Origin of the sequence: Acinetobacter sp. UBA1496 (assembly GCF_002324975.1) — a bacterium.
In the GTDB taxonomy this organism is placed as follows: domain Bacteria; phylum Pseudomonadota; class Gammaproteobacteria; order Pseudomonadales; family Moraxellaceae; genus Acinetobacter; species Acinetobacter variabilis.
In genome coordinates this window covers 1-23,483 of the sequence record NZ_DCRI01000007.1, presented here as the reverse complement: position 1 = coordinate 23,483, position 23,483 = coordinate 1, and the positions used below count along the sequence as shown (strand labels likewise).

Annotated in this window: 19 protein-coding genes; 11 read left to right on the top strand and 8 right to left on the bottom strand. The window is 40.4% G+C overall.

All coding sequences use genetic code 11. From position 1 onward, the window contains the following. The first annotated feature begins 209 nt into the window (after positions 1-209). Positions 210-1,232, top strand: a complete 1,023-nt coding sequence (dusA, locus tag B3143_RS00785; RefSeq protein WP_286739147.1) for a tRNA dihydrouridine(20/20a) synthase DusA — start codon at positions 210-212, stop codon at positions 1,230-1,232. Between the two features lie 49 nt (positions 1,233-1,281). On the opposite strand, the gene B3143_RS00780 is transcribed toward dusA, so the two are convergent. Both B3143_RS00780 and coaBC read right to left on the bottom strand, forming a co-directional pair. Then, a complete protein-coding gene (locus B3143_RS00780; protein WP_214001915.1) occupies positions 1,282-1,794 on the bottom strand; it encodes a hypothetical protein in 513 nt (170 codons plus the stop codon). Between the two features lie 222 nt (positions 1,795-2,016). After that, complete coding sequence (gene coaBC, locus B3143_RS00775) at positions 2,017-3,291, bottom strand: bifunctional phosphopantothenoylcysteine decarboxylase/phosphopantothenate--cysteine ligase CoaBC (protein WP_262736440.1); 1,275 nt, start codon at positions 3,289-3,291, stop codon at positions 2,017-2,019. Between the two features lie 113 nt (positions 3,292-3,404). On the opposite strand from coaBC, the gene radC reads away from it, so the two are divergent. Together radC and B3143_RS00765 are read left to right on the top strand one after the other, a co-directional pair. Beyond that, the gene (gene radC, locus B3143_RS00770; protein ID WP_286739146.1) at positions 3,405-4,100 is read left to right on the top strand and encodes a RadC family protein; all 696 of its coding nucleotides are present in this window, start codon (positions 3,405-3,407) and stop codon (positions 4,098-4,100) included. 71 nt (positions 4,101-4,171) lie between these two features. Next, positions 4,172-5,083: a bestrophin family protein gene (locus B3143_RS00765; protein WP_005233841.1), complete on the top strand. Its 912-nt coding sequence runs from the start codon at positions 4,172-4,174 to the stop codon at positions 5,081-5,083. A 78-nt stretch (positions 5,084-5,161) separates the two neighbouring features. Here B3143_RS00765 and B3143_RS00760 read toward each other — a convergent pair whose 3' ends face one another. After that, positions 5,162-6,013 carry a PHP domain-containing protein gene (locus B3143_RS00760; protein ID WP_286739144.1) on the bottom strand — a complete coding sequence of 284 codons (852 nt, stop codon included), beginning with the start codon at positions 6,011-6,013 and terminating at the stop codon, positions 5,162-5,164. Between the two features lie 44 nt (positions 6,014-6,057). Here B3143_RS00760 and B3143_RS00755 point away from each other — a divergent pair, with 44 nt between their 5' ends. From B3143_RS00755 to mnmC, 4 genes are read left to right on the top strand one after another with little or no spacing between them, the layout of a single operon-like run. After that, positions 6,058-6,669 carry a septation protein IspZ gene (locus tag B3143_RS00755; RefSeq protein ID WP_005233839.1) on the top strand — a complete coding sequence of 204 codons (612 nt, stop codon included), beginning with the start codon at positions 6,058-6,060 and terminating at the stop codon, positions 6,667-6,669. A 28-nt stretch (positions 6,670-6,697) separates the two neighbouring features. After that, entirely contained in the window at positions 6,698-7,000 is a 303-nt protein-coding gene (locus B3143_RS00750; protein WP_261635327.1) for a YciI family protein, read from the top strand. Positions 7,001-7,005: 5 nt separating this feature from the next. Further along, a complete protein-coding gene (locus B3143_RS00745) occupies positions 7,006-7,524 on the top strand; it encodes a hypothetical protein (protein ID WP_005233837.1) in 519 nt (172 codons plus the stop codon). Between the two features lie 39 nt (positions 7,525-7,563). Beyond that, complete coding sequence (gene mnmC, locus B3143_RS00740) at positions 7,564-9,471, top strand: FAD-dependent 5-carboxymethylaminomethyl-2-thiouridine(34) oxidoreductase MnmC (protein ID WP_286739142.1); 1,908 nt, start codon at positions 7,564-7,566, stop codon at positions 9,469-9,471. A gap of 148 nt (positions 9,472-9,619) precedes the next feature. Here mnmC and B3143_RS00735 read toward each other — a convergent pair whose 3' ends face one another. After that, complete coding sequence (locus tag B3143_RS00735; RefSeq protein ID WP_286739141.1) at positions 9,620-9,934, bottom strand: rhodanese-like domain-containing protein; 315 nt, start codon at positions 9,932-9,934, stop codon at positions 9,620-9,622. A gap of 91 nt (positions 9,935-10,025) precedes the next feature. Between B3143_RS00735 and B3143_RS00730 the strand changes: the two genes are divergently transcribed. Next, positions 10,026-10,514: a YajQ family cyclic di-GMP-binding protein gene (locus tag B3143_RS00730; protein ID WP_004783667.1), complete on the top strand. Its 489-nt coding sequence runs from the start codon at positions 10,026-10,028 to the stop codon at positions 10,512-10,514. Between the two features lie 27 nt (positions 10,515-10,541). Continuing rightward, the gene (locus tag B3143_RS00725) at positions 10,542-11,045 is read left to right on the top strand and encodes a DUF4442 domain-containing protein (protein WP_286739140.1); all 504 of its coding nucleotides are present in this window, start codon (positions 10,542-10,544) and stop codon (positions 11,043-11,045) included. Between the two features lie 57 nt (positions 11,046-11,102). Here B3143_RS00725 and B3143_RS00720 read toward each other — a convergent pair whose 3' ends face one another. The 3 genes from B3143_RS00720 to B3143_RS00710 form a co-directional block, all read right to left on the bottom strand. Continuing rightward, positions 11,103-11,474 carry an acyl-CoA thioesterase gene (locus tag B3143_RS00720; protein WP_171523022.1) on the bottom strand — a complete coding sequence of 124 codons (372 nt, stop codon included), beginning with the start codon at positions 11,472-11,474 and terminating at the stop codon, positions 11,103-11,105. Between the two features lie 75 nt (positions 11,475-11,549). Beyond that, the gene (gene trxC, locus B3143_RS00715) at positions 11,550-11,984 is read right to left on the bottom strand and encodes a thioredoxin TrxC (RefSeq protein WP_286739138.1); all 435 of its coding nucleotides are present in this window, start codon (positions 11,982-11,984) and stop codon (positions 11,550-11,552) included. Then, positions 11,985-12,881, bottom strand: a complete 897-nt coding sequence (locus tag B3143_RS00710; protein ID WP_286739137.1) for an alpha/beta hydrolase — start codon at positions 12,879-12,881, stop codon at positions 11,985-11,987. A gap of 125 nt (positions 12,882-13,006) precedes the next feature. Here B3143_RS00710 and B3143_RS00705 point away from each other — a divergent pair, with 125 nt between their 5' ends. Then, the gene (locus B3143_RS00705) at positions 13,007-13,342 is read left to right on the top strand and encodes a TIGR01244 family sulfur transferase (protein WP_004783676.1); all 336 of its coding nucleotides are present in this window, start codon (positions 13,007-13,009) and stop codon (positions 13,340-13,342) included. A gap of 223 nt (positions 13,343-13,565) precedes the next feature. Here B3143_RS00705 and B3143_RS00700 read toward each other — a convergent pair whose 3' ends face one another. After that, positions 13,566-21,713 carry a hypothetical protein gene (locus B3143_RS00700; protein ID WP_286739135.1) on the bottom strand — a complete coding sequence of 2,716 codons (8,148 nt, stop codon included), beginning with the start codon at positions 21,711-21,713 and terminating at the stop codon, positions 13,566-13,568. 172 nt (positions 21,714-21,885) lie between these two features. Here B3143_RS00700 and B3143_RS00695 point away from each other — a divergent pair, with 172 nt between their 5' ends. Continuing rightward, positions 21,886-23,262, top strand: a complete 1,377-nt coding sequence (locus B3143_RS00695; protein ID WP_286739157.1) for a dihydrolipoyl dehydrogenase — start codon at positions 21,886-21,888, stop codon at positions 23,260-23,262. The last annotated feature ends 221 nt before the right edge of the window (positions 23,263-23,483 follow it).

Sequence of the window (23,483 nt, the reverse complement as noted above, 5' to 3'; positions counted from 1 at the left end):
TTTTCAATTCCCACAATTTCTCTTGTTAAATATCTTTATTGGAATAACAGTTATAGATCCTCATGCAGTTCAGCCTTTGATCATGCAAATTTTATGCTAGTATTACGCCCTCTTTTTACAGTACTGCTTTTTTTGAGCAGATTTCCAGCAATTCTTGCTCATTCTTGTACTGCTATTACTCTTCCATTTCATTTAAGGCGTGATTTTGAATGACTGATCTCAGCACCATTGAAAACAAACTTCAACCTCGCATCAGTGTTGCGCCGATGATGGACTGGACCACCAAAGATTATCGTTTCTTTGCGCGCCTGTTTAATCCAAATGTCATTTTATATACCGAAATGGTGACGACAGGTGCCATCATTCATGGCGATGCTAAACGCCATCTGGACTTCAATAAAGAAGAATATCCGATTGTGTTACAGCTCGGCGGTTCCAATCCTCAAGATCTGGCAACTTGTACTAAAATGGCTCAGGACTGGGGTTACAATGAAGTTAACCTGAATGTCGGCTGTCCGAGTGACCGGGTACAAAATAATAAAATCGGTGCCTGCCTGATGGCCGAACCTGATCTGGTCGCAGAATGTATTGATGCAATGCGTAATGCCGTTGATATTCCGGTGAGTGTGAAACACCGCATTGGTATTGATGACATGCATTCTTATGAAGAAATGCTGCATTTTGTGGATACGGTCGCCAAAACCGGTTGCGATAATTTTATCGTGCACGCGCGAATTGCTTTACTCCAAGGTCTTTCACCTAAAGAAAACCGTGAAATCCCGCCACTGCGCTATGAAGATGTTTACCGTCTGAAGCAGGACCGTCCAAAACTGACCATTGAAATTAATGGCGGGATTAAAACCTACGCAGAAACGCTTGAACATCTCAAGCATGTCGATGGCGTGATGATTGGCCGCGAAGCCTATCACAACCCATACCTGTTAGCTGAGCTGGGTCAACTATGGAATCTCGAAGCACCAGACCGTTTTGAAATCATGCAACAAATGCTGCCTTACATTGCCCAACGTATGGCTGAAGGTGCACCATTGTCGATTATTACCCGTCATATTTTAGGTTTATTTCAGAACTTGCCAGGTGCACGTAAATGGCGTCAGGCTTTAAGTGGTGGCAATGCCAAAACGCTAAAAGATGTAGAAACAGCATTATTGAATATTCAGGAAGCCATGCAGCGTACTGAAGATTATCTGCGTGAACATCAAGTTCAGCCTTAAAATCAAAAAGCACCGAGATCCGGTGCTTTTTGATGACCTAAAATAAAAATTAGTGGGTATAGGCCGTAATATTTCCGACCGGAATCGGTTCTTCATCATAGGAAGCCGCTTGCAGGACAGGTTCTGTAACTGAACGGACATCTGGCCCTAACTCAATGCTGGTAGGTTCATTCACAGGTTCTAGATCATCGAGTGATGAAGCCAGTTGTTCCAGTTCACGATCCAGCTGCTGACGATATTTCTCAATCTCGATTTCATCGATAAAGGCAAAAGCATCATCTTCAATTGCCCAGCTATAACCACCATTGACCTTTGAAATTTTGACATTAATGGGATATTCATTTCCCTGATAATTCAGATGTGAAACTGCTTCAAACTCATTGCCTTTGCGATGGCGGATTTTTACATTTACCACAGTCAGACGATAATGCTGATAATTCGGATTGGCATTAAATTCTTGCTGCATTTGTCCTTGAATATTTTTGGCCAGTTCATCAATCGATACAAAATAGCTGCATCCAGCCAGACAGGCGATCATCAATATCATTATGATTTTTTTCATCCCGCCCCCTTATGTGCTTTCACTGCTTTACAGATGTGTAAAACTTTTCATCTTTGGATTATTCTGTGATCCATTTTATACTTTTTTTAAATAAATGAATAAATAAATCCTTAGTATATAAAGTCGTTTTTATTTTTATGTTGTACTGGTTTTTTAACTTCATTGTAAAAAATCCTATAAAAAAGCCCTGAATCAGTCAGGGCTTTAACCGTCATTGAAAACTTAAAAATCATCTTCTGCAGCAGGATCATGGTGCAAGGCATCATGGATCGCTTCAACCAACTGCTGGGCAATTTCCTGTTTAGAGGCCTTGTCCAGATCACGCTTATCCAGATGATAGTGTTCGGCAAAGAATACCGTCATGGCATTTTCATCGGATGCAAAGCCAATATCCGCACGCGAAACATCATTGCAGGCAATCATATCCAGTTTTTTAGCCACCAGTTTGCCCGCTGCATATTCTTCAATATTTCGGGTTTCTGCAGCAAAGCCCACCATAAATGGACGTTTTTCCTGCTGTGCGATGGTCGCCACAATATCCGGGTTCTTTATTAAAGCAACATTCAGCTCATCGCCTGCTTTTTTGATCTTATGCTCAGCTATCTGTGCGACACGATAATCAGCTACTGCAGCGGTCGCAATGAAGATGTCACAACCCTGCTCGAGCATTTGCATGCTTTCATTCAGCATTTGTACTGCAGAAGAAACATTTTTACGTTTGACGCCATTCGGTGTATCTAGGCTCACTGGACCAGCGATCAGGGTCACATTCGCTCCAGCTGCATAACAGGCTGCTGCCAATGCAAAACCCATTTTCCCGGTACTATGGTTGGAAATATAACGTACCGGATCAATCGCTTCACGGGTTGGACCAGCCGTAATCGTGACTTGCTTACCCGCCAGCATGCCAAATTTTTCTGCAATCGCGCGCTGAGCTTTATGAAAATATTCCGTGACCTGACGTGCCAGATCTTCCGGTTCCGGCATACGCCCCAAGCCTACATCACCACAGGCTTGTGAACCAGCATCCGGCATAATCACATGCACGCCATCTTCAATCAAAGTCGCAAGATTACGCTGTGTCGCTTTGGCAGCCCACATCTGCTGGTTCATGGCTGGTGCGACCCAGACTGGTGCATTAGTTGCCAGATACAAAGTGCTCAGCAAATCATCTGCAAGACCTGCAGCAAATTTTGCCAATGTGTCACAACTGGCTGGTGCAACTAATAACAGATCAGCCCAACGTGCCAGCTCGATATGCCCCATGCCCGCTTCTGCTTCAGGATCCAGCAACTCGGTATGTACCGGATTGCCTGACAAAGCTTGAAAGGTCAAAGGAGTAATGAAAGCCTGTGCGCCTTGAGTCATGACAACCCGCACATTAAACCCGGCATCTTTCAGACGGCGAACTAGAATGGCACTTTTATAGGCAGCAATACCGCCAGTGACTGCTAAAATGATATTTTTATGAGGAATTACACTTAGATCAAAGCTCACGAACAGCTTACCTTTCTGTTGCAGTGGGGCTCACAATAGCATTAAATAATTGCATTCCCAAGAGATCAGCTTCAGGGAAAACTCATAATTCATAATAAATAAGTCTAATAACTATGCAATTTTCAATCAAAAACTGGCCTGAACTGGAACGGCCGCGGGAACGTTTAATTCAATATGGAGCAGAAAGTTTATCTGATGCGGAACTACTCGCCATTTTTCTCCGATCAGGTTCACAACAGCACTCGGCCGTAGAATTAGCACGGCTACTGATTCAACATTTTGGCCATTTAACTGCTTTACTCGATGCACCCTTAAAAGAAGTCAGTCAGTTTCATGGCATGGGTATTAGCAAATATACTCAACTGATGGCGGTTAAAGAATTAGGACGGCGTTATACTGCCGAGCATCTTAAACAGGATGCCTTAGAACTAAGTAATTCAAAAAGACTGCGGGATTATTTACGTTTCGAATTATTGGGTGAAAATCAGGAAGTGTTCGCGGTCCTGTGTCTGGACGCCAGTTTAAGGAAAATTGCGTTTAAAAAGCTGTTTTATGGCTCTGTGAATGCATGTGATATTTCAATTAATCAGTTGCTCAGATATGCCATTACCCAACAGGCAACTTCAATTGTGATTGCGTATAATCATCCCTTGGGCCAAGCCACTCCTTCTAAGGCTGACCTGTATCTGACCCGCCAGATTCAACAGGCATGTCGACTGGTCGATATCCGTTTAATTGATCATTGTATTATTGCTCTGGAAGGCAGTTTTTCCTTTGCTGAGCAGCAACTCATCAAACCTGAAGCCTAAGGGGGAATAGCACTTGACAAAGCAGCTACAACTCAAGAAGATCATGAAAAAAATTGTGATGATTCCAATAAATGATCGTACGTGACCAGCAGGACGTTTTTAAATTATTATTTTCCTGGCGAGGAACGATTTTACCTAAGGTTCTACCTCCTTTAGGCGTGGTCATGCTGATTTCAGCCATTATTGGTGGTTTTTCACGTGTAGGTTACTTTCATTTTCCAGAACTCCCTCTCGTTGGCTTTACCCTCATCGGCGTAGTACTGTCTATCTTTCTCGGATTTAAAAATACTGCCTGTTACGACCGTTGGTGGGAAGCACGTAAACTCTGGGGTATTCTGATTGCCAATGCACGTCATTTTGACCGTGACTGCCGGATGTTGTCCCAAGGTCGTCGTGAACGTGTGATTCAGCATGTCATCGTTTTCGCAAATGTCCTGCGTGACCGTTTACGCCATCAGACAGCCAATCCGACTGAGCTGGTGGAAACCAGTGGAATGAGCCAGCAGGCGATTACCCAGCTTTATCAACAGGCCAATGCCCCGCAATATACTTTAAGTCTGATCCAGTGGGAGCTGATGCAGGCTCTCAAAGAAGGTGAAATCTCTGACATCATTTATATGCAGATGAATAATCATGTCGCAGAACTCAGTATTGTGCAGACGGGTTGTGACCGGATTGCGACGACTCCTTTACCTTTTGCTTATTCAGTTCTGTTGAATCGTACTGTTTATTTCTTCTGTTTTATTCTGCCGTTTAGCCTTGGTGCAACCTTAGGTTTATTCACCCCTTTTCTGGTCGGCATTCTCGCTTATACCTTCTTAGGTCTCGATGCTTTAAGCTCAGAGATTGAAGAGCCTTTTGGTACACAAAGTAATGACTTACCACTTGATTCTATGGTTCGTACTATTGAAATTGAACTCTTGGGAACTTTAGGTAAACCGACACCACCACCGATTCAGGCTCAAGATAATAATTTGCTTTAATAGGTTACCTCTCTTATTCAAAGAGAGAATTCCTTCACGTTGGAATGGGTAGCAGTGTTGCGACTACTGCTTAACGCATTAAACAAAACTCTCCCAAATCCCGATCTGTCCCGGTTTTAAACTTGGCACCTGACCGAGTTTAACCCAAGGCATATTATCGCCATGAAAATCACTTCCGATCGAAACTTTCAAACCTTGTTCTGCAATCATCCGGTCGACCATCTGACGGGTTGAACTTGGATCAATGGCTGGCGGTAGCTCCACCGCATCTCCACCAAACTTGGCGAAGATCTCGAGAAGATAGCGAATATTGGTGGCTGATAAGTCATAACGGGTTGGATGAGCTAGCACGGCAAAGCCACCGCTGTCATGTATGACCTGAATGGTTTCTTCCAGACCCAGACCATCAAATTTGACATAAGCCTTTTTACCTTCCTTGATGTACTTATCAAAGGCCTGCTGTGGACGGGTCACAATGCCTTTTTCTACCAGCGTTTTGGCAATATGGGTTCGGGTAACCCGATCAGGAATATTGTCAACTTTGGCAATCACGTCAGCATAAATATCCTGGCCTATTAAAGGAACCAGAAGATCACAGATCTGTTTAGAGCGTTCGGCACGAATGATCTTCTGCTGATTGAGGGCTTTTTGTAACGGCTCAGGATTCTGAACATTGAGTGCCACAATATGTACGCCATAATTTTTCTTGGTCGCTGGACGTGACCACTGGCTGGAAATCTCGACTCCAGAAATTATCTTAATCTCATGATTTTTGGCAGCTTCTTCAGCCAGCACCAAACCATCCATGGTGTCATGATCAGTGAGGGCCAAAGTATGGATAAGTTTGTCCGCAGCCGCTTCGACCAATTGCTGAGGACTCAAAGTTCCATCAGAAATATTACTATGTGTATGTAAATCTACGCCGTGCATCTCTATACTATGACATTTATTTGATCAGATTTAGATACTCTAACATGAAAGCACTTTTAGACTTTGTGCCACTCATTATTTTCTTTTATTTATATAAAACTGTAGATCCAAAAGACACTGACCATCAACTTTTACAATTGATCGGTTCTGCGGGGGGTGTCGACAATAACAATATTCTCGTTGCAACTACGGGTCTGATCATTTCCATGCTGGTGGTTTATGGTGCGTTATTTGTCATGCAAAAATTCCGCCTGGACAAACAGCAATGGATCGTTCTGTTTATGACGGTGATCTTCGGTGGTATTACCCTGATGCTCAGCGACGATTTCTATATCCGTCTTAAAGCTGTATTACTGAATCTGGTCTTTGCCGGCGTTTTCCTATTATCGCCATGGTTTAGCAAAGATAAGAAGCCACTCATCCAGCGTCTGTTTGGACCGGTATTCAATTTGAGTGCCAAAGGCTGGCTTAAATTAAACTATGCCTGGGTCGGTATGTTTACCCTTATGTCATTTCTGCATACTTTCTTCGCTTATTTATGGATGGATGGAAAATATTGGGGCGAATTTACTGCATTCGGTGACATGATTGTGATGTTTTCCTTTATCATTATTCAGTTTATTGTATTGCGCAAATACTTTAGAACAGCTGAATAAGTCCCACTACAAACGATAGAGAGTCATCATGCCATTATTCGTCGTTAGCTGTACCGACCAGGAAGGTACAGTTGAAAAACGCCTTGCGATTCGTCCACAACATCTTGCACGTCTGGAACAGTTAGATACTGAAGGCCGTCTGATTGTTGCAGGTGCCATGCCTAAAGATCCAGCCAATCCACAAGCCGGTTTCTATGGCAGTACCATCATCGTTGATTTTGACAGTCGTGAAGCACTGGATGCATGGTTACAGGATGAGCCATTCCTGAAAGAAGGTGTATACGCGCATATTGATGTGAAACCATTTAACAAAGCATTTCCTAAAGGATAAGGTTCATGCGCGCTGTTACCGCCAGTTTCATTGGCTTTTGTTTCATGATTCCTTCTGCCTGGGCTGTTGAAGTTTCTGCTCCAGCTGCCCCGGCTACACAGCCAGCAGCTACTCTTGTTCAAGCTGTTACCACGCAAGCACCTGCTCAGGGCACTTCTGCACAGCAGGCCGGAATTATTCCAGCAGTTGCGACAACTGCTCAGACTGTTCAGCCGACTGAGAAAAAGCCGCTCACTGCAGAGGAAATTGCCAAGCAGAAAGCCCAGCAAGATGCCAAAGTCAAAGCTTTAGTCAAAGATCAGGCAACGCGTCTACAGCAACTGGAAAAAGCCAATCTGGAAGCCCTGTCACAAAATCAGGAATTGCAGCTCAAGAACGACAATCTCGGGGTTCAGGTACAGGTCCTCCAAAGTGAACGTAGTGCCCAGATGTTTCTCTACGGTGCTGCAACTTTGGCGGTCGGTGTATTACTTGGCTTTCTGATTGCAAGCTATGTTTATACTAAACGTCGCCGTCAGTGGTAATCTATAAGCTTTCCAAATATCTTTAAGGTTGTACCCGTTTTGTCGTATGCAATTCAAACTGCCGATCTGGATTGGCAATTAGTGGATGGCATTGATGTGCCTGTGTCCAAGCAATTTGGTGATGTGTATTTTTCCAAAGACAATGGATTGCTGGAAACCCGGCATGTCTTTTTAAATGGTAATGACCTTAGTACCCGCCTGGCCGATTTAAAACCTTTTGCATATTTCTGTGTCGGTGAAACGGGTTTTGGTACGGGTTTAAATATTCTGGCGTTATGGCAGCTGTGGCAACAGGTTCGTCCGAATAATCAAAGTCATCTGCATGCGATTTCAGTAGAAAAATTTCCGCTTTCTAAAGCAGATCTAGTTCGCGCCTTAAATGCTTGGCCAGAATTGAAACCACTAGCAGATCAACTCATTTCCCAATATCCAATGCCGATTGCCGGTTGTCATCGTCTCAGCTTTCCTGAAGAGCGTTTCAGTCTGGATCTGTGGCTGGGAGATGCACATGATGTCTTTCCTGTTATTGAAAAAACTGCACCAGTTAATGCCTGGTTTCTAGATGGCTTCGCACCTTCGTGTAATCCGGACATGTGGGAAGAAAATGTTTTAAATAACATCGTGCGTTTATCCAAGATCGGAACGACTTTTGCTTCTTTCAGTGTTGCAGGTGTCTTAAAGCGTGGTTTAAAACAGCATGGAATCTCCATTTCCCGTCCACGTGGATTTGGCCATAAACGTGAAATGCTGAAAGCGATCTGGAATCCTGTTGAAGAAAATAAAGACAGTGAAACGGTTTTAGAGCTGGAAATTGCTCAAAAAAAAACTGAACCAGATCTAGAGAGTCCTACCAGACCTCGTCAAATCGCTGTGATTGGCGCTGGAATCGCAGGTTTAAGTACGGCATTGGCATTCGCTCAGCGTGGTCATCAAGTCACGATTTACGACCAGTCAGCGCCTCTTTCAGGCGGTTCCGGTAATCCCCTTGCCCTGCTTAATCCTAAACTATGTCCAGTTGAGCAAAGTGCTGAACATCTGATGACGGTGGCCTGGCAGCATGCCTTAAATCATTATCAGAAATTTAAAGCTTTTCGCTTAATTCAGGTCAATCAGCTTGCCTTAAAAAATCCTGAACAGCTTTTAGGATTGGTAGATGAATATCCCGCAGACATTCTTGCTGCTCAAAGTGCAGCAGACCAAGAGATTCAAACTGAATTTCCAGCTTTAAAACTATTAGCAGCGGGCGCAGTTTCACCTCATCAACTGCGTGATGAAATTTTGCAGCATCCTCTTATTCAGTATAAACAAGCCCAAATTAGTCATATTGAGGCTGCTGAACAACCTGAGTTATTTGCAGATCAGCAATCCTTAGGCAAGTTTAATCACATCATTGTATGTACCGCACGTGATACCCAGCAATTCTTTGAACATTATCCAGTCCTGAAACCGATTCGTGGACAGGTTAGCTGGGTCAATAATCAAGATCAGCCCTTAAATCAGGATACAGCCTATAGTTACGGCGGTTACTGTATGCAGCTCAGTCCAGAACAACTGATTTTGGGTGCTTCCTTCTATCCGGGTCGGGATGATGCAGAAGTCTTAATAGAAGATCATGTGCATAATTATAAACTTATCCACAGTGTCTTTCCTGAATATGCACAGTCATTACCACCTACCGAAACCTGGCAAGGTCGAGCAGCAGTACGTGCCCAGAGTCAGGATTATTTTCCTTTACTCGGAAAAATGAAAGCAGATGAAGAGATTTATAGTTTTGCTGGTCTCGGCTCTAAAGGTTTTCTGTTTGCACCACTGTGTAGTGAAATTCTGGCTGCCCAGATTTTAGGAGAAGCCTGTCCCGCACCTTCGAACTTGGTAAAGAAACTCGACGTGACACGTTTTCAAAAGAAGGTAAAAGCCAAGAAGCCTTATTTTAAGCCTCAAGATTAAAGAGCCTTCCCTTTAATAAAGGGAGAGGAACACTGTTCCGCAAGGGAGAGATTTTAGAAAGAGTTTAACCCCCTCTTTAAAAAAAGGGGCTTTGAAGAAATCTAGACAACAAAAAGGCGCCTGACGGCGCTTTTTTTCACAAGGTCAATTATGCGCCTTGTTCCAGTGGCATACCTGCATCACGAGCAGCACGAGTACCACCCATCAGGATGACATATTCACGTGAGCTGTCAAAACCTTCTAATTTTTCAGCTGCACGTGGAGCTTTACTCCCACCACCACATAAAATGTAAATCGGTTGATCCGCTGACACCTGAGTCAGGCTATCTGCTGAAAGATCGTTAATGGGGTGATTGACCGCTCCTTTCACGTGTGCTTCAGCATAAGCACTTGCATCTCGTACATCCCAGATTACAGCATTTTCTGGGAACTCAAATGTTGTAATTTCTTGTTTACGGATCATTGCGCACTCCTTTGATGTAAACAACACTTGGCAAATGAAGAAAACATCCCTAGCATCTCAGATATTCTTTCCCTTTGTAAAGGTCTAAACTATGCCTTCTTTCGATATTGTTTCTGAATTAGAAATTTTTGAAGTAAATCATGCAGTTCAAAATACCCAAAAAGAGATTGCAACCCGCTTCGATTTCCGTGGACAGGATGTTTCTATTGAACTGAATGAAAAAAACAAGGAAATTAAAATTAGCACAGAAAGTGATTTCCAATGTGAGCAAGTGTATACCATGCTGGAAAACCATTTCTTCAAGCGTAAAGTGGATATTCAGGCACTAGATCCACAAAAAATGACCGCTTCAGGCAAAAATGTAGTTCAAGTGATCAAGCTTAAAGATGGCCTTGACTCAGATACAGCAAAAAAAATTAATAAGGCCATTAAAGAAAGCGGTATTAAAGTGCAATCTTCTATTCAGGGCGACAAGATTCGTGTGACTGATAAAAAACGCGATACCTTGCAACAAGTGATGGCATTCCTGAAAGAACAACAATTCGGTCTGCCTTTACAGTTCAACAACTTTAAAGACTAAGATATCTCAACGTCTGTAGATAGAATTATGACAAAGAGCAACCGACTGACCAAACTGGTCAAAGCGACATCAAGATTACCGCAAGGTATGCGTACTGCTTTATTGAGTAAGACCTTTGGCCGAGTGGTTCCAATGGTTGGCTCTGCCAAGATTCGCTATCAGGAAGTCAGTGCATCCAAAGTTGTGGTGAGTATGGTCAATCATAAAGCCATGCAGAACCATATCGGTCAGATTCATGCCTGTGCCATGGCACTGTTGGCAGAAACAGCAACCGGCTTTGTGACTGCAATGAATGTACCTGACAGCGCAGTGGTTTTGATTAAAAGCCTAAAAGTAGACTTTAAGCGTCCAACTAAAGGCTCCATGACTGCAGTAGCTACTTTAACTCCTGAACAACAAGAACTCATGCAGAGTTCAGAAAAAGGTGAAACGCTAGTACAAGTTATTGTAACTGATGAATCTGGTGAAGCACCGATTCAATGCGAGATGCTCTGGGCCTGGATTGCCAAGAATCAGTTGAAGCCAGCCTAATTTCAATACAGACAAAAAAATCCCAGATCAATGATCTGGGATTTTTTATTTAATGAATTATGAGTTCTGCTGAGATTCTGCAAATTTCTGTTTTGCTTCATCCGGAATTGGACGTTTATTGCCTTTGACATCCACTGCGACAAAGGTAAATACCCCTTCAGTCACGCGTACAGGTGCACGTGAGTTATCATGACTGTCCCATACTTCGATTTGCATCTGGATTGAGGTATTACCAACTTTTAGAATTTTGGTATAGCAGCTAATGACATCGCCGACTTTCACAGGAACCAGGAAGGTCATCTGGTTAATCGAAATCGTTGCACAGCGTCCTTTACTAAAGCGCTCTGCATGAATTGCTCCCGCCAAGTCCATTTGTGAAACAATCCAGCCACCAAATACATCTCCACTCCAGTTGGTATCCGCAGGCATTGCAATCGTCTGCAGGGAAAGTACTCCCTCTGGTTTAATATGAGAATCTGTCACTTGAACTCCAGGCTTTTTAAATTAGGATTGAGCATTATTTAACTGCTGATCAAGCCACTTTTGTAGTTCGCTTGAACGTAATGCACCGCTTATTCTAGCAATTTCATTGGTTTTATTCATCAAAACCAGCGTCGGAATACTACGCACATTAAATGCTGAGCTTAATCGCGGATTGGCTTCGGTATCAATTTTAGCAAATACCACCCGTGGATTTTCTTTTGCTACAGCAGCAAAATGCGGTGCCATCATTTTACATGGACCACACCAGTCTGCCCATAGATCAATCAGGATGGGAAGATCACTATGGGTGACAAACTGACTAAAGTTTTGTTCATTTAGCTCAATCGGCGCCAGTGGAACCAAAGCCTGATGACACTGACCACATGCTGGATCGGCCGTTAATTTTTCTTCAGGCATACGATTTTTAGCCTGGCAATTCGGGCATACAATGATCATCTAGCGCACTCCAATATGTTGATGTAAGAATTCTAATTGGGTCGAGACTGCTTTTTCAAACCATTCACCATGATAAATATCAAAATGCCGCATATTCCACTCATGATATTGTACAAATGGTGCAATATTGGTTACGGTTTCCCGGCTAGCTTCAATGGGAATTAGGCTGTCTTGTTGTGCTGCGATAAACAGGACAGGAATAGTGATTTTGCGGACTTGCTGAATAGGACGGTAGCGCATCAATTTAAAGAATACCCGGGCTGGGATATGGCCACTCCAGTAATAATCTGGATTCACAATCGATAAATATCCTTCGTAGCTATCTTGCGTCGGCATAAAACAGAGTTCATGACGATCAACCACAGGTAAGGTCTTGGGAGCTCTTCCTACCTTTGCCCCCATATAATCTTGACTGGAAATCTTCAAGGCTTTAGGCAATTGCTGCAAAGGATAAAGTTTGGCACTTTCTGCCCCATCTACAAAGGGTACCTGGACCATTACCGCCTGAGTATTTTTTAGTTCTGCGGCCAATGTCAGTACATGCCCGCCACTCAATGCTGTTCCCCATAACACAATCCGTTTAGCATCAATGGATTTACGTACCTGCAAATGCTGAATCATTGTACGCCAATCTTCAATTTGAGCACTGATCGATACCAGTTCACGCGGACGTCCGGTACTGCCTCCCCAATAGCGATAATCAAACAGAACCACCGCATAACCTGCACTGGCAAAACGTTGGGCATATTGCACCAGTTTAAAATGACGTAAAGCCGCTAGGCCATGAGCCATCAGGATCACAGCTGGTTTGTCAATTTGTTGAGGACGATAGAAATCCGCAGCAATCACTTCCTGACCGCTTTTGACATACAGTGGTTCGACTGTATAGGCGTACATACGCGCTCCATTGCGTTATTTTATAGTTGTAATCGTTTATAAATTTTTCAGAACTAGGCCATCATGTTTTCAGCTTAATGCTATCATAAAGCATATCAAGATAAATGACATAATGGAGTGACATCATGAGCGAAAATGTAGGCTTTGCTGGCCAAATTGGTCCTGAACATATCTCTCAAGTAGTTGAAAAAGGTTTTAAATCAATTATCAATAACCGTCCGGATATGGAAGGTGGCCCTGAACAGCCAACCAGCGTACAAATTGAGGAGGCTGCTCGTAGTGCAGGTCTGGATTATGTCTTCCAGCCAGTAGTTGCTGGCCAGATTACCGAGCTTGATGTGCGTACTTTTGCTAACCATTATAACGAATTACCAAAGCCAATCTTGATGTTCTGCCGTACAGGAAATCGCTCCAATAATTTATATCAGTTAGCGAAACAGATGGATCTGCTGGATGACTAAGGTATTTGGGGAAATGTACTTTTAGTCAACATCTCCTTTTAGTTTCAGAGATCGGCGTATGTATAAATTCTTACTGGTTATATGTTGCAGTCTTGCATTGATGGGTTGTAGTTCAATTAATTTTAAGCCTACTGTGGGTGTCAGTGTGGGAACTTCTATTTAATTTTTTGAATTTTAGCTCCTATAAAAAAAACAGCGCCGAAGCGCTGTTTTTTTAGTTAGATCAATTAATACAAGTCGTATATGGACTTACACGGTTCGGAGCATAACTTCCATCAGTCGCATAATCACTAGCTAAACTTGGTAATGTTAATGTTGTATAGCCTCTCGTTGGTGTCTGTGCAAGTGTTGTTTTCGCACCAACCTCTACAGATACCCATTGTGCATTAGCTTTTGGATATTCAATAATGAAATCAAATCTACCCGTGCTATCTGTACGATAGGTCGCAGTATATGGATGAGTTGTACTATTATTTGCTGTCCCACCTAGGAAGCGAACCACACGTAATGCCTGACCATTAGCTGCCCAAGTTGAAGTATTTGCATTAATTGGACATGTAGTTGTCAAATTCTGCATTAATGTCTGTGACGGTGTAAAATTCAACAGTGGATAGTAATAGTCATTTGGTTTAATCCAACCTTTCAAGTTTGTGAATGGATAAACTGCATCCAATTCTTTTACATCTTCTGTCTTAGGTGTCCCATCAGGATTAGTTAGAGGATTACCACTTGCATCTAAAACAGGTTTAGTCACGACTTTCCATGGATTTTTTTGAATACCAAACATCCATTCACCGATGACATAAGAAGTTGGACGAACATCCAGAACAACATCCTGATTTGCAACAGGTTTACCATCAACATCAACTAATTGAACAGAACCTTCTTTTTGATAATAAACCCCATTAGCTGTTGATGTAATCTCTGTTGGGTTAAAGTTAACAGCAATAGAACCAACAGTTACTGGCACTTCTGAATTTACAACATCAATACGATGAGGTACACGTCGTTCTGTATTTTGTTCATCCTTAACAATAGCCTCTACACGTAGGTCAGCAGTAGCAAAGTCATAGTTTCGATCACGCAAGCTTTCATCAATAACAATTGTAAATTTTGCCCAACCATTCTCATCACTTTCTACAGTTGATGCACCACGAATATAAGCACCATTTTGACTGTATGCTGGGATTGTTAAAGTTACTGCTTTTCCAGTTTGACTTGATCCTTCTAAGTCTACTACTAATACAGACACTTCAACACTATCGCCTCTTAGATTCAATTTATCTTTAGATGACTTGATTTTTAAATCTAATGTTGGTGCTAGAACTGTTGGTGAATGGACTTGAATACTACCAGGTTGAGTTACTATAGCACCTGTTACAGTGGTGTGTGTTGCTGTTAATTCAATTGGTAGAACAGGAGTTGATAATATTCCCTGTAATGATTTCATTGATACTTCAAATACAGCTTCACCAAACTCATTTGTTGTAATTTGTGAAGAACCATTAATACTCGTAGCATTACGTGGGTCATTAATCGCTAAAGTTACAGTTTCATTGGCAACCCCACCTTGATTCGCATCAAGAAGTTTAACTGTTACAAATGCACTATCACCTGATGATGATAAAGATACTCGACTGCTATCTATCGTCAAGTGATAAGGATTACTAATATCTTGAACAGTAAAAGTCAGATCCGTCTGAAGTTTATTACCACGTGGATCACGAATAGTACCCGTAACCATAATAGAGCTTAATACTGTTTTTGTAATACCTTTTGGCACAATCAAGTCAATAGGAACTGAACCGTTTCCTTGTATCACCACTCCTTCAGCACTCAGCTTAATACCTGCAGCTATCGCTTCTGGATTCAGAGTTAATTGCATTGGTGTACCATTAGCAGTATTAATCCCCATTTCATCTTTAACAGCTGCATACACTTTAATTGTTTGCCCAGCTGTCACTGTTTTTACATCTGAGGTTAAACGCGGATTTAAAGCATTTGCTGGAGCGGTGATACCAATTACACTTGTTTGCTGTAAACGATCGCCATTATTTAAGTTCGTACCAACTACTGCAAAGACAATACCATTTTTGATCAAACTAGCATCATATGCGCCCTCAGAAACGGTAACCGTAAATTCAGCTTCACCCTTACTGTTAGTTTGAGTTGGTACATTGCTTAATGTCACACGACTAGAAGTTAAACTAGATAGTGCAACTGCGATAGGCGTGTTTGGAATTGTATTACCAGCTTTATCAACTGCTTTAATTTTGACGCGTGTTTCACCACCAAGAACAGAAATTGTATCTAATGGCTTATCATCTACTGTCGTAAAGATAAGATTCGCTAATTCAGGTAAAATAACCTTAGCTTTATCTAACTCAATTTTACGAACCAGCGTATATTCAGAACCATCCGCACGTCGTGCAGTTGCTGTAAATTCAAGATCATTTGCAGCTAAGTTTTCAATTTCTGTATCACTTTGAGGATTGAGTGTCACTCTAAATGTTGCAAGACCTTTGTCATCTGTCATGACTTGAGATGGCGTGTTGAAACTTACACCATTACTTAAAGCAGCTTCATTTAAACCTAGTGACACGACTTGATTTGCAAGTGCATTACCTTGTGTATCTTTCGCATTAATTGTCACCTGAATCGTCTTAGGTGTATTCACACCCAATGTAACAACATAATCAGATGCATCTAAGGTAAAGTAATCTAGAATCTGCCCGGCATTTGGCGATTTAAAGTTCAAGGTTTGAACAGCAGCTTTACCATTGCTGGTGGTCGCCGTGATACGAACACCTGGACTCACCAGCTTAATCTGCTCTTGAGTACTTGCTGCTTTATATTCAAACTCAAAATAAGCGTAACCATTGGCATCAGTAAGCTTAGTTGCTTCACCTGTTAAAGTGAATTGTGCTGTTTTTAACTGCGCTAGGGTTAAATCCGGTGTATCAATCGTAACTTTTGCACCCTGTAAAGCACCCTTATCAGCAGATAACGCTTTTACTGGAATAATGATTTTTTGATCTTTTGAATAATCAAATGCTTGCAGAATTGGATCAATTAAAACTTCTGCAGGTGTAGACTCAACATCAGGAGCTCTTAAGTCAATACGGCGAGAAGCTTCATAATTCGAACCATCAGCACGTTTAGCTGTTAATGTAACCTGTAAATCACCAGTCACATCATCAATCAGCTTTTGCACTTCCGCTTTATTACGTGGCAATGCCTTAAAGGTAAAGGTTACATATCCATCAGCATCCGTTTTTTGCGTAAAGGTTTGTGCACCAACATTCGCACCTGTTGGATCAAGTAAATAAACACCATTATTATGTGCTTGTTCATTATAGCTGATCGTTACATCTTGATTAGCAAGTGCTTTACCACCCACATTGATTGCACGTACCTTAACAGTAATATCAGTTTGTACGTTTTCTTCAATCGCAGCATAACCATTTGTATCAATAGAAATATAATCTAATGCTTCTGAAGTTAAAGACTCTCTAAAGTTCAATTTTGTCGTCTGTGTTTTTCCATTTGCAGTTGCAGTAACAGTTACACCATTTAAGATCTCACGCTGTACTGTAGATTCTGCATATTTATATTCAAATACAAATGTCGCATAGCCGTCATCACCAGTAAACTGTTCAGCTGCTCCATTTAAACTAAAGTTGAGTTGTGCTAATTTCGCTTGAATATCAGTTGTGATTGCAACTTTTTCATTTTTCAGCGTACTGCCAGCAGCATCTAATGCTTTAACGCGTACTTGAATCGTATGATCTTGAGTATAGTCAAATGAATTTGAGATTGGATCAATAACTAAAGTCTCAACTTTAGATTCAACTTGCTCTTCGGCTTGTACTAATTCAACTTTACGTTGAGCTTGACGAACAGATCCATCAGCAACTGCAGATGAGACTTTTACTGTTACGCCATTTGTCAATAATGCTTCTAATTCCTGTTGGTTCTTTGGATGCACACTGAATTCAAATTTTGCATAACCTTCTGCATCAGTTGCTACTGATGAAGCTGTAAGAAGATTAATACCATTTTCATTGGTCAATTCAATCTGAACATTTTGATTTGCCAAAACTGAACCATCAGTACCTTTTGCAAGCACTGATAATACAACTTTAGTTTCTACATCCGTATCAATGACAGCTTTACCAATCATATCAATGACAAGATAATCAAGCGTATTAGTTTGAGTTTCCGCAAAGTTAATAACTGTGCGCTGCTCTTTACCATTTGCAGTCGCCAATAACGCTACACCTTTCAATGCAAGGGTTTTTTGCTCTGTAGATTTTGCATCGTAGTTATAGCTAAATTCGAAGACAGCATAGCCTTGATCATCGGTATATTGCTCAGCAGCACCATTTAAACTCAAATTGAGTTTCGCTAATTCTGCACCTGAGATGTTTTCAGGACGCAATGTGATTTTTTCATTACGTAATGCGCTACCATCTTCACCAATCGCCTTCACTCGTACCGCAATGGTATGATTTTTACTGTAGTCATAAACACTAATTGGATCAATGATCAGGTAATCAACTTCACTTGGTGCTTCTGCTTCTGACTTATAAAGTTCAACTTTTCTTGATACTTTGTATGCAGAACCATCTACACGCTGTGCAGATAAACGAACATTCAAACCAGATGCAAGCAATGCCTCTAATTCAGATGCATTTTCTGGTGCAATGTTGACTTTAAATGTGGCTTGTCCTTGTGCATTGGTCACAACTTCTGTCGCAGAATTAAATGAAATACCACTATTGGTTTCTGTTTCATTCAATTCAATTTTCACAGTCTGGTCTTTTAATGCCTGACCATTTGTTGCCAATGCAGTTGCTGTAATCGTCACTTCTGTTGGTTTATCGGTTGAGATAACTGCACGACCACCTGTAGATACCACTAAATAATCAAGATTGATTTCTTGTTCATTTGCAGGTGCTTTAAAGTTAATAATCGTATTATTCGTCTTTCCATTAGCAGTTGCTTTAATTTCAAAACCATTTAGCAGTTTCTTTTGTGCAGGAGACTGTGCATTGTATTTATAGTCAAATGTGAATGTCACGTAACCATAATCATCAGTCAGTTTCGTCGCATCGCCAACAAGACTTAAATTCAGATCAGCTAACTCTTGTGCACTAAGGGCTGTCGTTAAGCTCACTTTTTCATTACGTAAAGACTGACCAGCTTGACCAATCGCTTTCACGCGTACTTGAATTGTTTGGTCTTTTGTATAGTCATATGCTGCTTGTAACGGATCGATTAGTAGTGAAGATACTTGCGATGCTTGCTCTTGCTCAATAAGCTTAATCGTTCTTAGCGTTGTATATTCAGAACCATCTTTTGCAGTTGCTTTAACAGCAACTGTTACACCACTCGCAAGCAACGCATTCAGTTCATCTTTATTCTTTGGTTTCGCATTTAAAACGAACTCAGCATTACCTAATGCATCTGTAACTAGGTTATTAGAGGTCGCATACGTTACGCCATTTGAAACTGCAGTATTATCAATACCAATACTAATACGTTGGTTAGCTAAAACCTTACCATCTGTACCCATTGCCTTGACACGGATCTTGATCGGTGTATCTGTAGTGGTCGAAATTAAGGCTTGTCCATCTGTATCGACAGTAAAGAAACTTAAGTCGATACTATCGCTCGGAGCCTTAAAGTTAATGCGAATATTACTGACCTTACCATTTGCCAAAGCATTGAAAGTAAGACCTTTTTTCGCAAGTTCTTCTTGTTCATGCGTTTCGTTATACTGGTAACTAAGTTTAAACGTTGCATAACCTAATGCATCAGTGATTTGTTCTGCTTGGGTCGTAAAACTTAAGCCTAACTGCTGCATCTGCTGATTAGTTAGGGCAGATTTTAACTGAATTTTTTCTTTTGCTAATGGGCTTCCATTGACATCTAATGCTTTTACACGAACGGTAATTTCTTGATTTTGCGTATAGTCAAAGCGGGTTAAGATTGGATCTACCATGAGGTAATCCACTTGACTCGTTCCAGTGTCAATAATCGAGTTTGAAACTAAATCAATTTTACGAGTAACTGAATGCTTAGAACCATCATTACGATAAGACACTACTGCAACAGTTAGTCCTTTTTCAATCAAGGTATTTAATTCAGTCAAATTACGTGCTGCAACTTTTAATTTAAATTCAACTTTACCTTGTGCATCCGATACAAGCTTAGTTGCCGTGGCATATGAAACACCATTTGACATCGCAGTTTCATCAATACCAATAGCTAATTCTTGATTAGCAAGAACTGCACCATCAACACCAAAGGCTTGCGTACGTACTACAATTTCAGTTTGTTGATTAAGTGCAATTTGAGCTAAACCATCAGTATCTAAAGTAAAGTAATCAAGGCTGACTTTGTCACTGACACTCTTTGTATTGAAGTTGACTTTAATCGTTTGAGTCTTTTGATTAGATAATGCCGTGGATGTAAAAGTAATCCCTTGCTTAGCTAACGCTTGCTGTTCTGCAGATTTATTATATTGATACTTATAAACAAACTCTGCATAACCATTTGCATCTGTTAAAACTTCAGCAGCTGTACTTAAACTTAAACTCAACTTATTCAGCTGATCATCTGAAAGTAAAGATTTAATTGATACTTTTTCATCTTTAAGAGGGCCACCTTTTTCACCAATTGCTTTTACTTTAATCGTAATGTCTTGGTTCTTGGTAGGATCAAAGTTTTCATTAATTGGGTCAATTAAGAGATACTTAACTGCTTCAGTTGCAACAGCCTTATCTTCAACAACAATTTTAATATTATTGCTAATACCGTTATCTGTTGTAAACGTCGCTGTGATCCCTGAAGCCTTTAATGCTTCTACAGCTGCTGCTGTTTGCGATGCTGGTGTTTTAATTCTGAAAGTGACATAACCCTCTGCGCCGACAGACTGACTTTCATTTAAATCAAAGTTAACACCATCACTACTGCCTTCAAACTTAACAGCATTTGCTACAGCTTCGCTATTTAAGGTAAGTTTGATTTTACCTTTTTTCGCAGCATGTCCATTGTTCGCAATCGCTTTGACCTTAATTTCAACACTGTCAGACATTGCATTGATTTTATAAGATGAAGCGATTTCTAGACGTTGAATAGCTTCTTGATCGGTTGCACTATCATCTGCAGTAATGACATCAACAGTAATGGTCGCGAATTTCTCAGGGTTCTCTAGGAAAGTTGCTTTAAGTTCAATCCCTTCATCCTTCAAAGCAAGTGGTGTATCAGAATTACTTTTTAGGATAAATTCCGCATAACCTTGTGCATTTGTAATGGCTTCAGTTTTATCCAAGGTCACACCACGACCAGATTGATTGGTCTCCAGGCGAACTTTTTTACCTGCTAAATCTTGTTTATTGGAATTTTTGGCATATACACGAATACGTGCTTCGCCATTTTTTGCAGCAATCGATGCATCAGGCTTAATAATTTCAAGTTTATCGACAATTGTTGCAATATCTTTAAATGTTAGAGACGTAGTTGCTTGCTTTTCTGCACGATGCTCATCAATGAGTTTAAAGTTTAGTGTTTTAGATGTATCTACAAGCTGTTGAATTTGTGCCGCAGTTAAATTTTTATTTGCTACAAGTTTAAAATTTGCTTTACCTTCACTATCTGTCTGTACAGATGATCCGTTGCTAATTACAAACAATCCTTGTAACTCAGCAGGTAAAGACAATTCAACGGTTTGTCCTGACTTAGAACCACCTTTTGGATCAGTCACTTGGACAAAAAATTCAACTGTCCCATTTGGTAAATCAATCGTAAGGCCTTGTGGCACATCTAGAGTATAATCACTAACAATTACACTAGATTTTTTAATATTAAGGGTATATACCTGTTTAACTTGTGTGCCATCTACAGTTGCAGTTAATTGTACTTTACCAGATTCAATATTAATTGAAGGAATTTTAAGCTCAAAAATAGCAATACCATCTTCAGCTGTAGCAACTAAGGAACTTTTACTTGTTACACCTAATTTATCTGAATCATTAATCGCTAATCGTACATTTTTGCTAGAAATTCCACCTTTATCTGCATTTAAGACCTGAACAGCAATTTGTACAGTTGAATTATCTACAACCTGAACAATATTTTGGCCACTCGAATCTTGCAAATTAATATTCAAGCTTTCTGGAACTTGAGCTGTATTATCTGTAGATTCATTGCCGCCTCCATTATTTCCTCCTGTATTTGGTTGACTATTATTGTCATTATTATAGTAACCGTCACTCCCCCCCCCGCCACATGCAACTAAAGAAATCGATGTTGCTAAAACAGTCGTGTTAACCCCTAATTTTTTTAAATTTATAAACAAACTCATGTTTTTTCCCACTGCATATAATAGTTAAGCTGCCATAAAAGTTAATCTTCTGGCTTTTACACAAAATTTACTCAAAATATCAAAAATAAGCAATCTAGTTACATAATTTACATCAGAAACATTGTAAATCATGCATATAAATATTCATGTTCTGAGAATTGGTAAGCAATTTATGTATGACATTATTATTATCGGTGCAGGCACAGCAGGAATTAGTGCTTATAAAGAAGCTATTAAATATACCCAAAATATTTTAATTATTAATGCTGGTTCATGGGAGACTACATGTGCTCGTGTAGGCTGTATGCCGAGTAAGCTTCTAATTTCTTCTGCTAATCGTATGCATGAGATTAAAACTGCAGAAAATTTCGGATTAAAACATGAGGCAGTAATAAATACTTCAGTTGTTATGGAGCGCTTACATAAGCTTCGTGATCATTATATTCGGGCCACTTTAAAAGAAGTAGAACAATGGGATTCAACTCATAAAGTATCAGGGCATGCCAAATTTACTAATGCTCAAACAGTCCAAGTAGAGGGAAAATCTTATCAAGCTAAAAGTTTTCTTATTGCAGTAGGCTCTCGACCAAATTTTGATGGCACCTTAAAAAATGAACTAGGCGATAAACTCCTGACTTCTGATGAAATCTTTGAGCTTTCACATTTACCTAAATCCTTAGCAGTGATTGGTAGTGGCGTCATTGCAATTGAATTGGTTCAAGCCATGCAACGTTTAGGGGTACGTACTACTATGTTTGCTCGTAGTCAGAAAATAGGTGCACTCACCAGTCCAACTCTACAAGCTTTGGTTAGAGAGCAACTAAATAACGAGCTGGATATCAAATTTAAAACCCTACCAAATCAAGTCAAACTCCTTAATGATCAGGTAAAAATTGACTATATAGAGAATGATCAAAAGCAAAGTATTGAAGTAGATTATGTACTCTTAGCCACTGGACGTAGTTCTAATTTAGATCGATTAGATTTGGAAAAAATTAATTCTGAATTTCAAGAGGTTAAAAAGCTACCTATTAATAAAAAAACCAAGCAATTAGCAAATTTCCCTATTTTTATTGTTGGAGATGCAGCCCCTGATGCCCCAATTCAACATGAAGCTGCTCACAATGGTAAAGAAGTAGTCCAAAACTGCTTAAATTTTCCAGATGTTCAACCTATTTCTACCCTAACTCCTTTGGCAATCGTATTTAGCCAACCAGAAATGGCGATTATTGGTCAAAGTTTCAAACAGCTAGAAGAGAAAAATACGGAATATATTAGAGGTTTTGTTTCTTACGAAAGACAGGGACGCGCATTAATCCTTGCAGAAAATAAAGGCGGAGCTGAAGTATATATAGATAAAAAGTCAGGAAAATTATTAGGTGCTGAATTATTCTGCCCTCAAGCCGAACATCTAGCACACATGCTAGCCTGGATGATTGATGCAGAGCAAGATATTCATCAGATTCTGGCAAAGCCTTACTATCATCCGACTTTAGAAGAAGGACTAAGAACAGCATTTAAACATGCTCGTCGTCAGCTTGATCAATAAGAAATAATTGAAAATTCTTAAATATATTAAAGAAGTATTAATAGATAAAATTTAATTACTTCAAACAATATGGTGCAGCTAATAGCTCTGAAGTTTTGGCTGCTCCTTATTACTCCTTAACTCATTTTTTAGATCAGAAAATATCAATAGAAAAAGTTGTAACTATTTAAACCCCACGCATAAAAAAAAGCCCCCTGCGTAAGCAGAGGGCTTTTGGAATA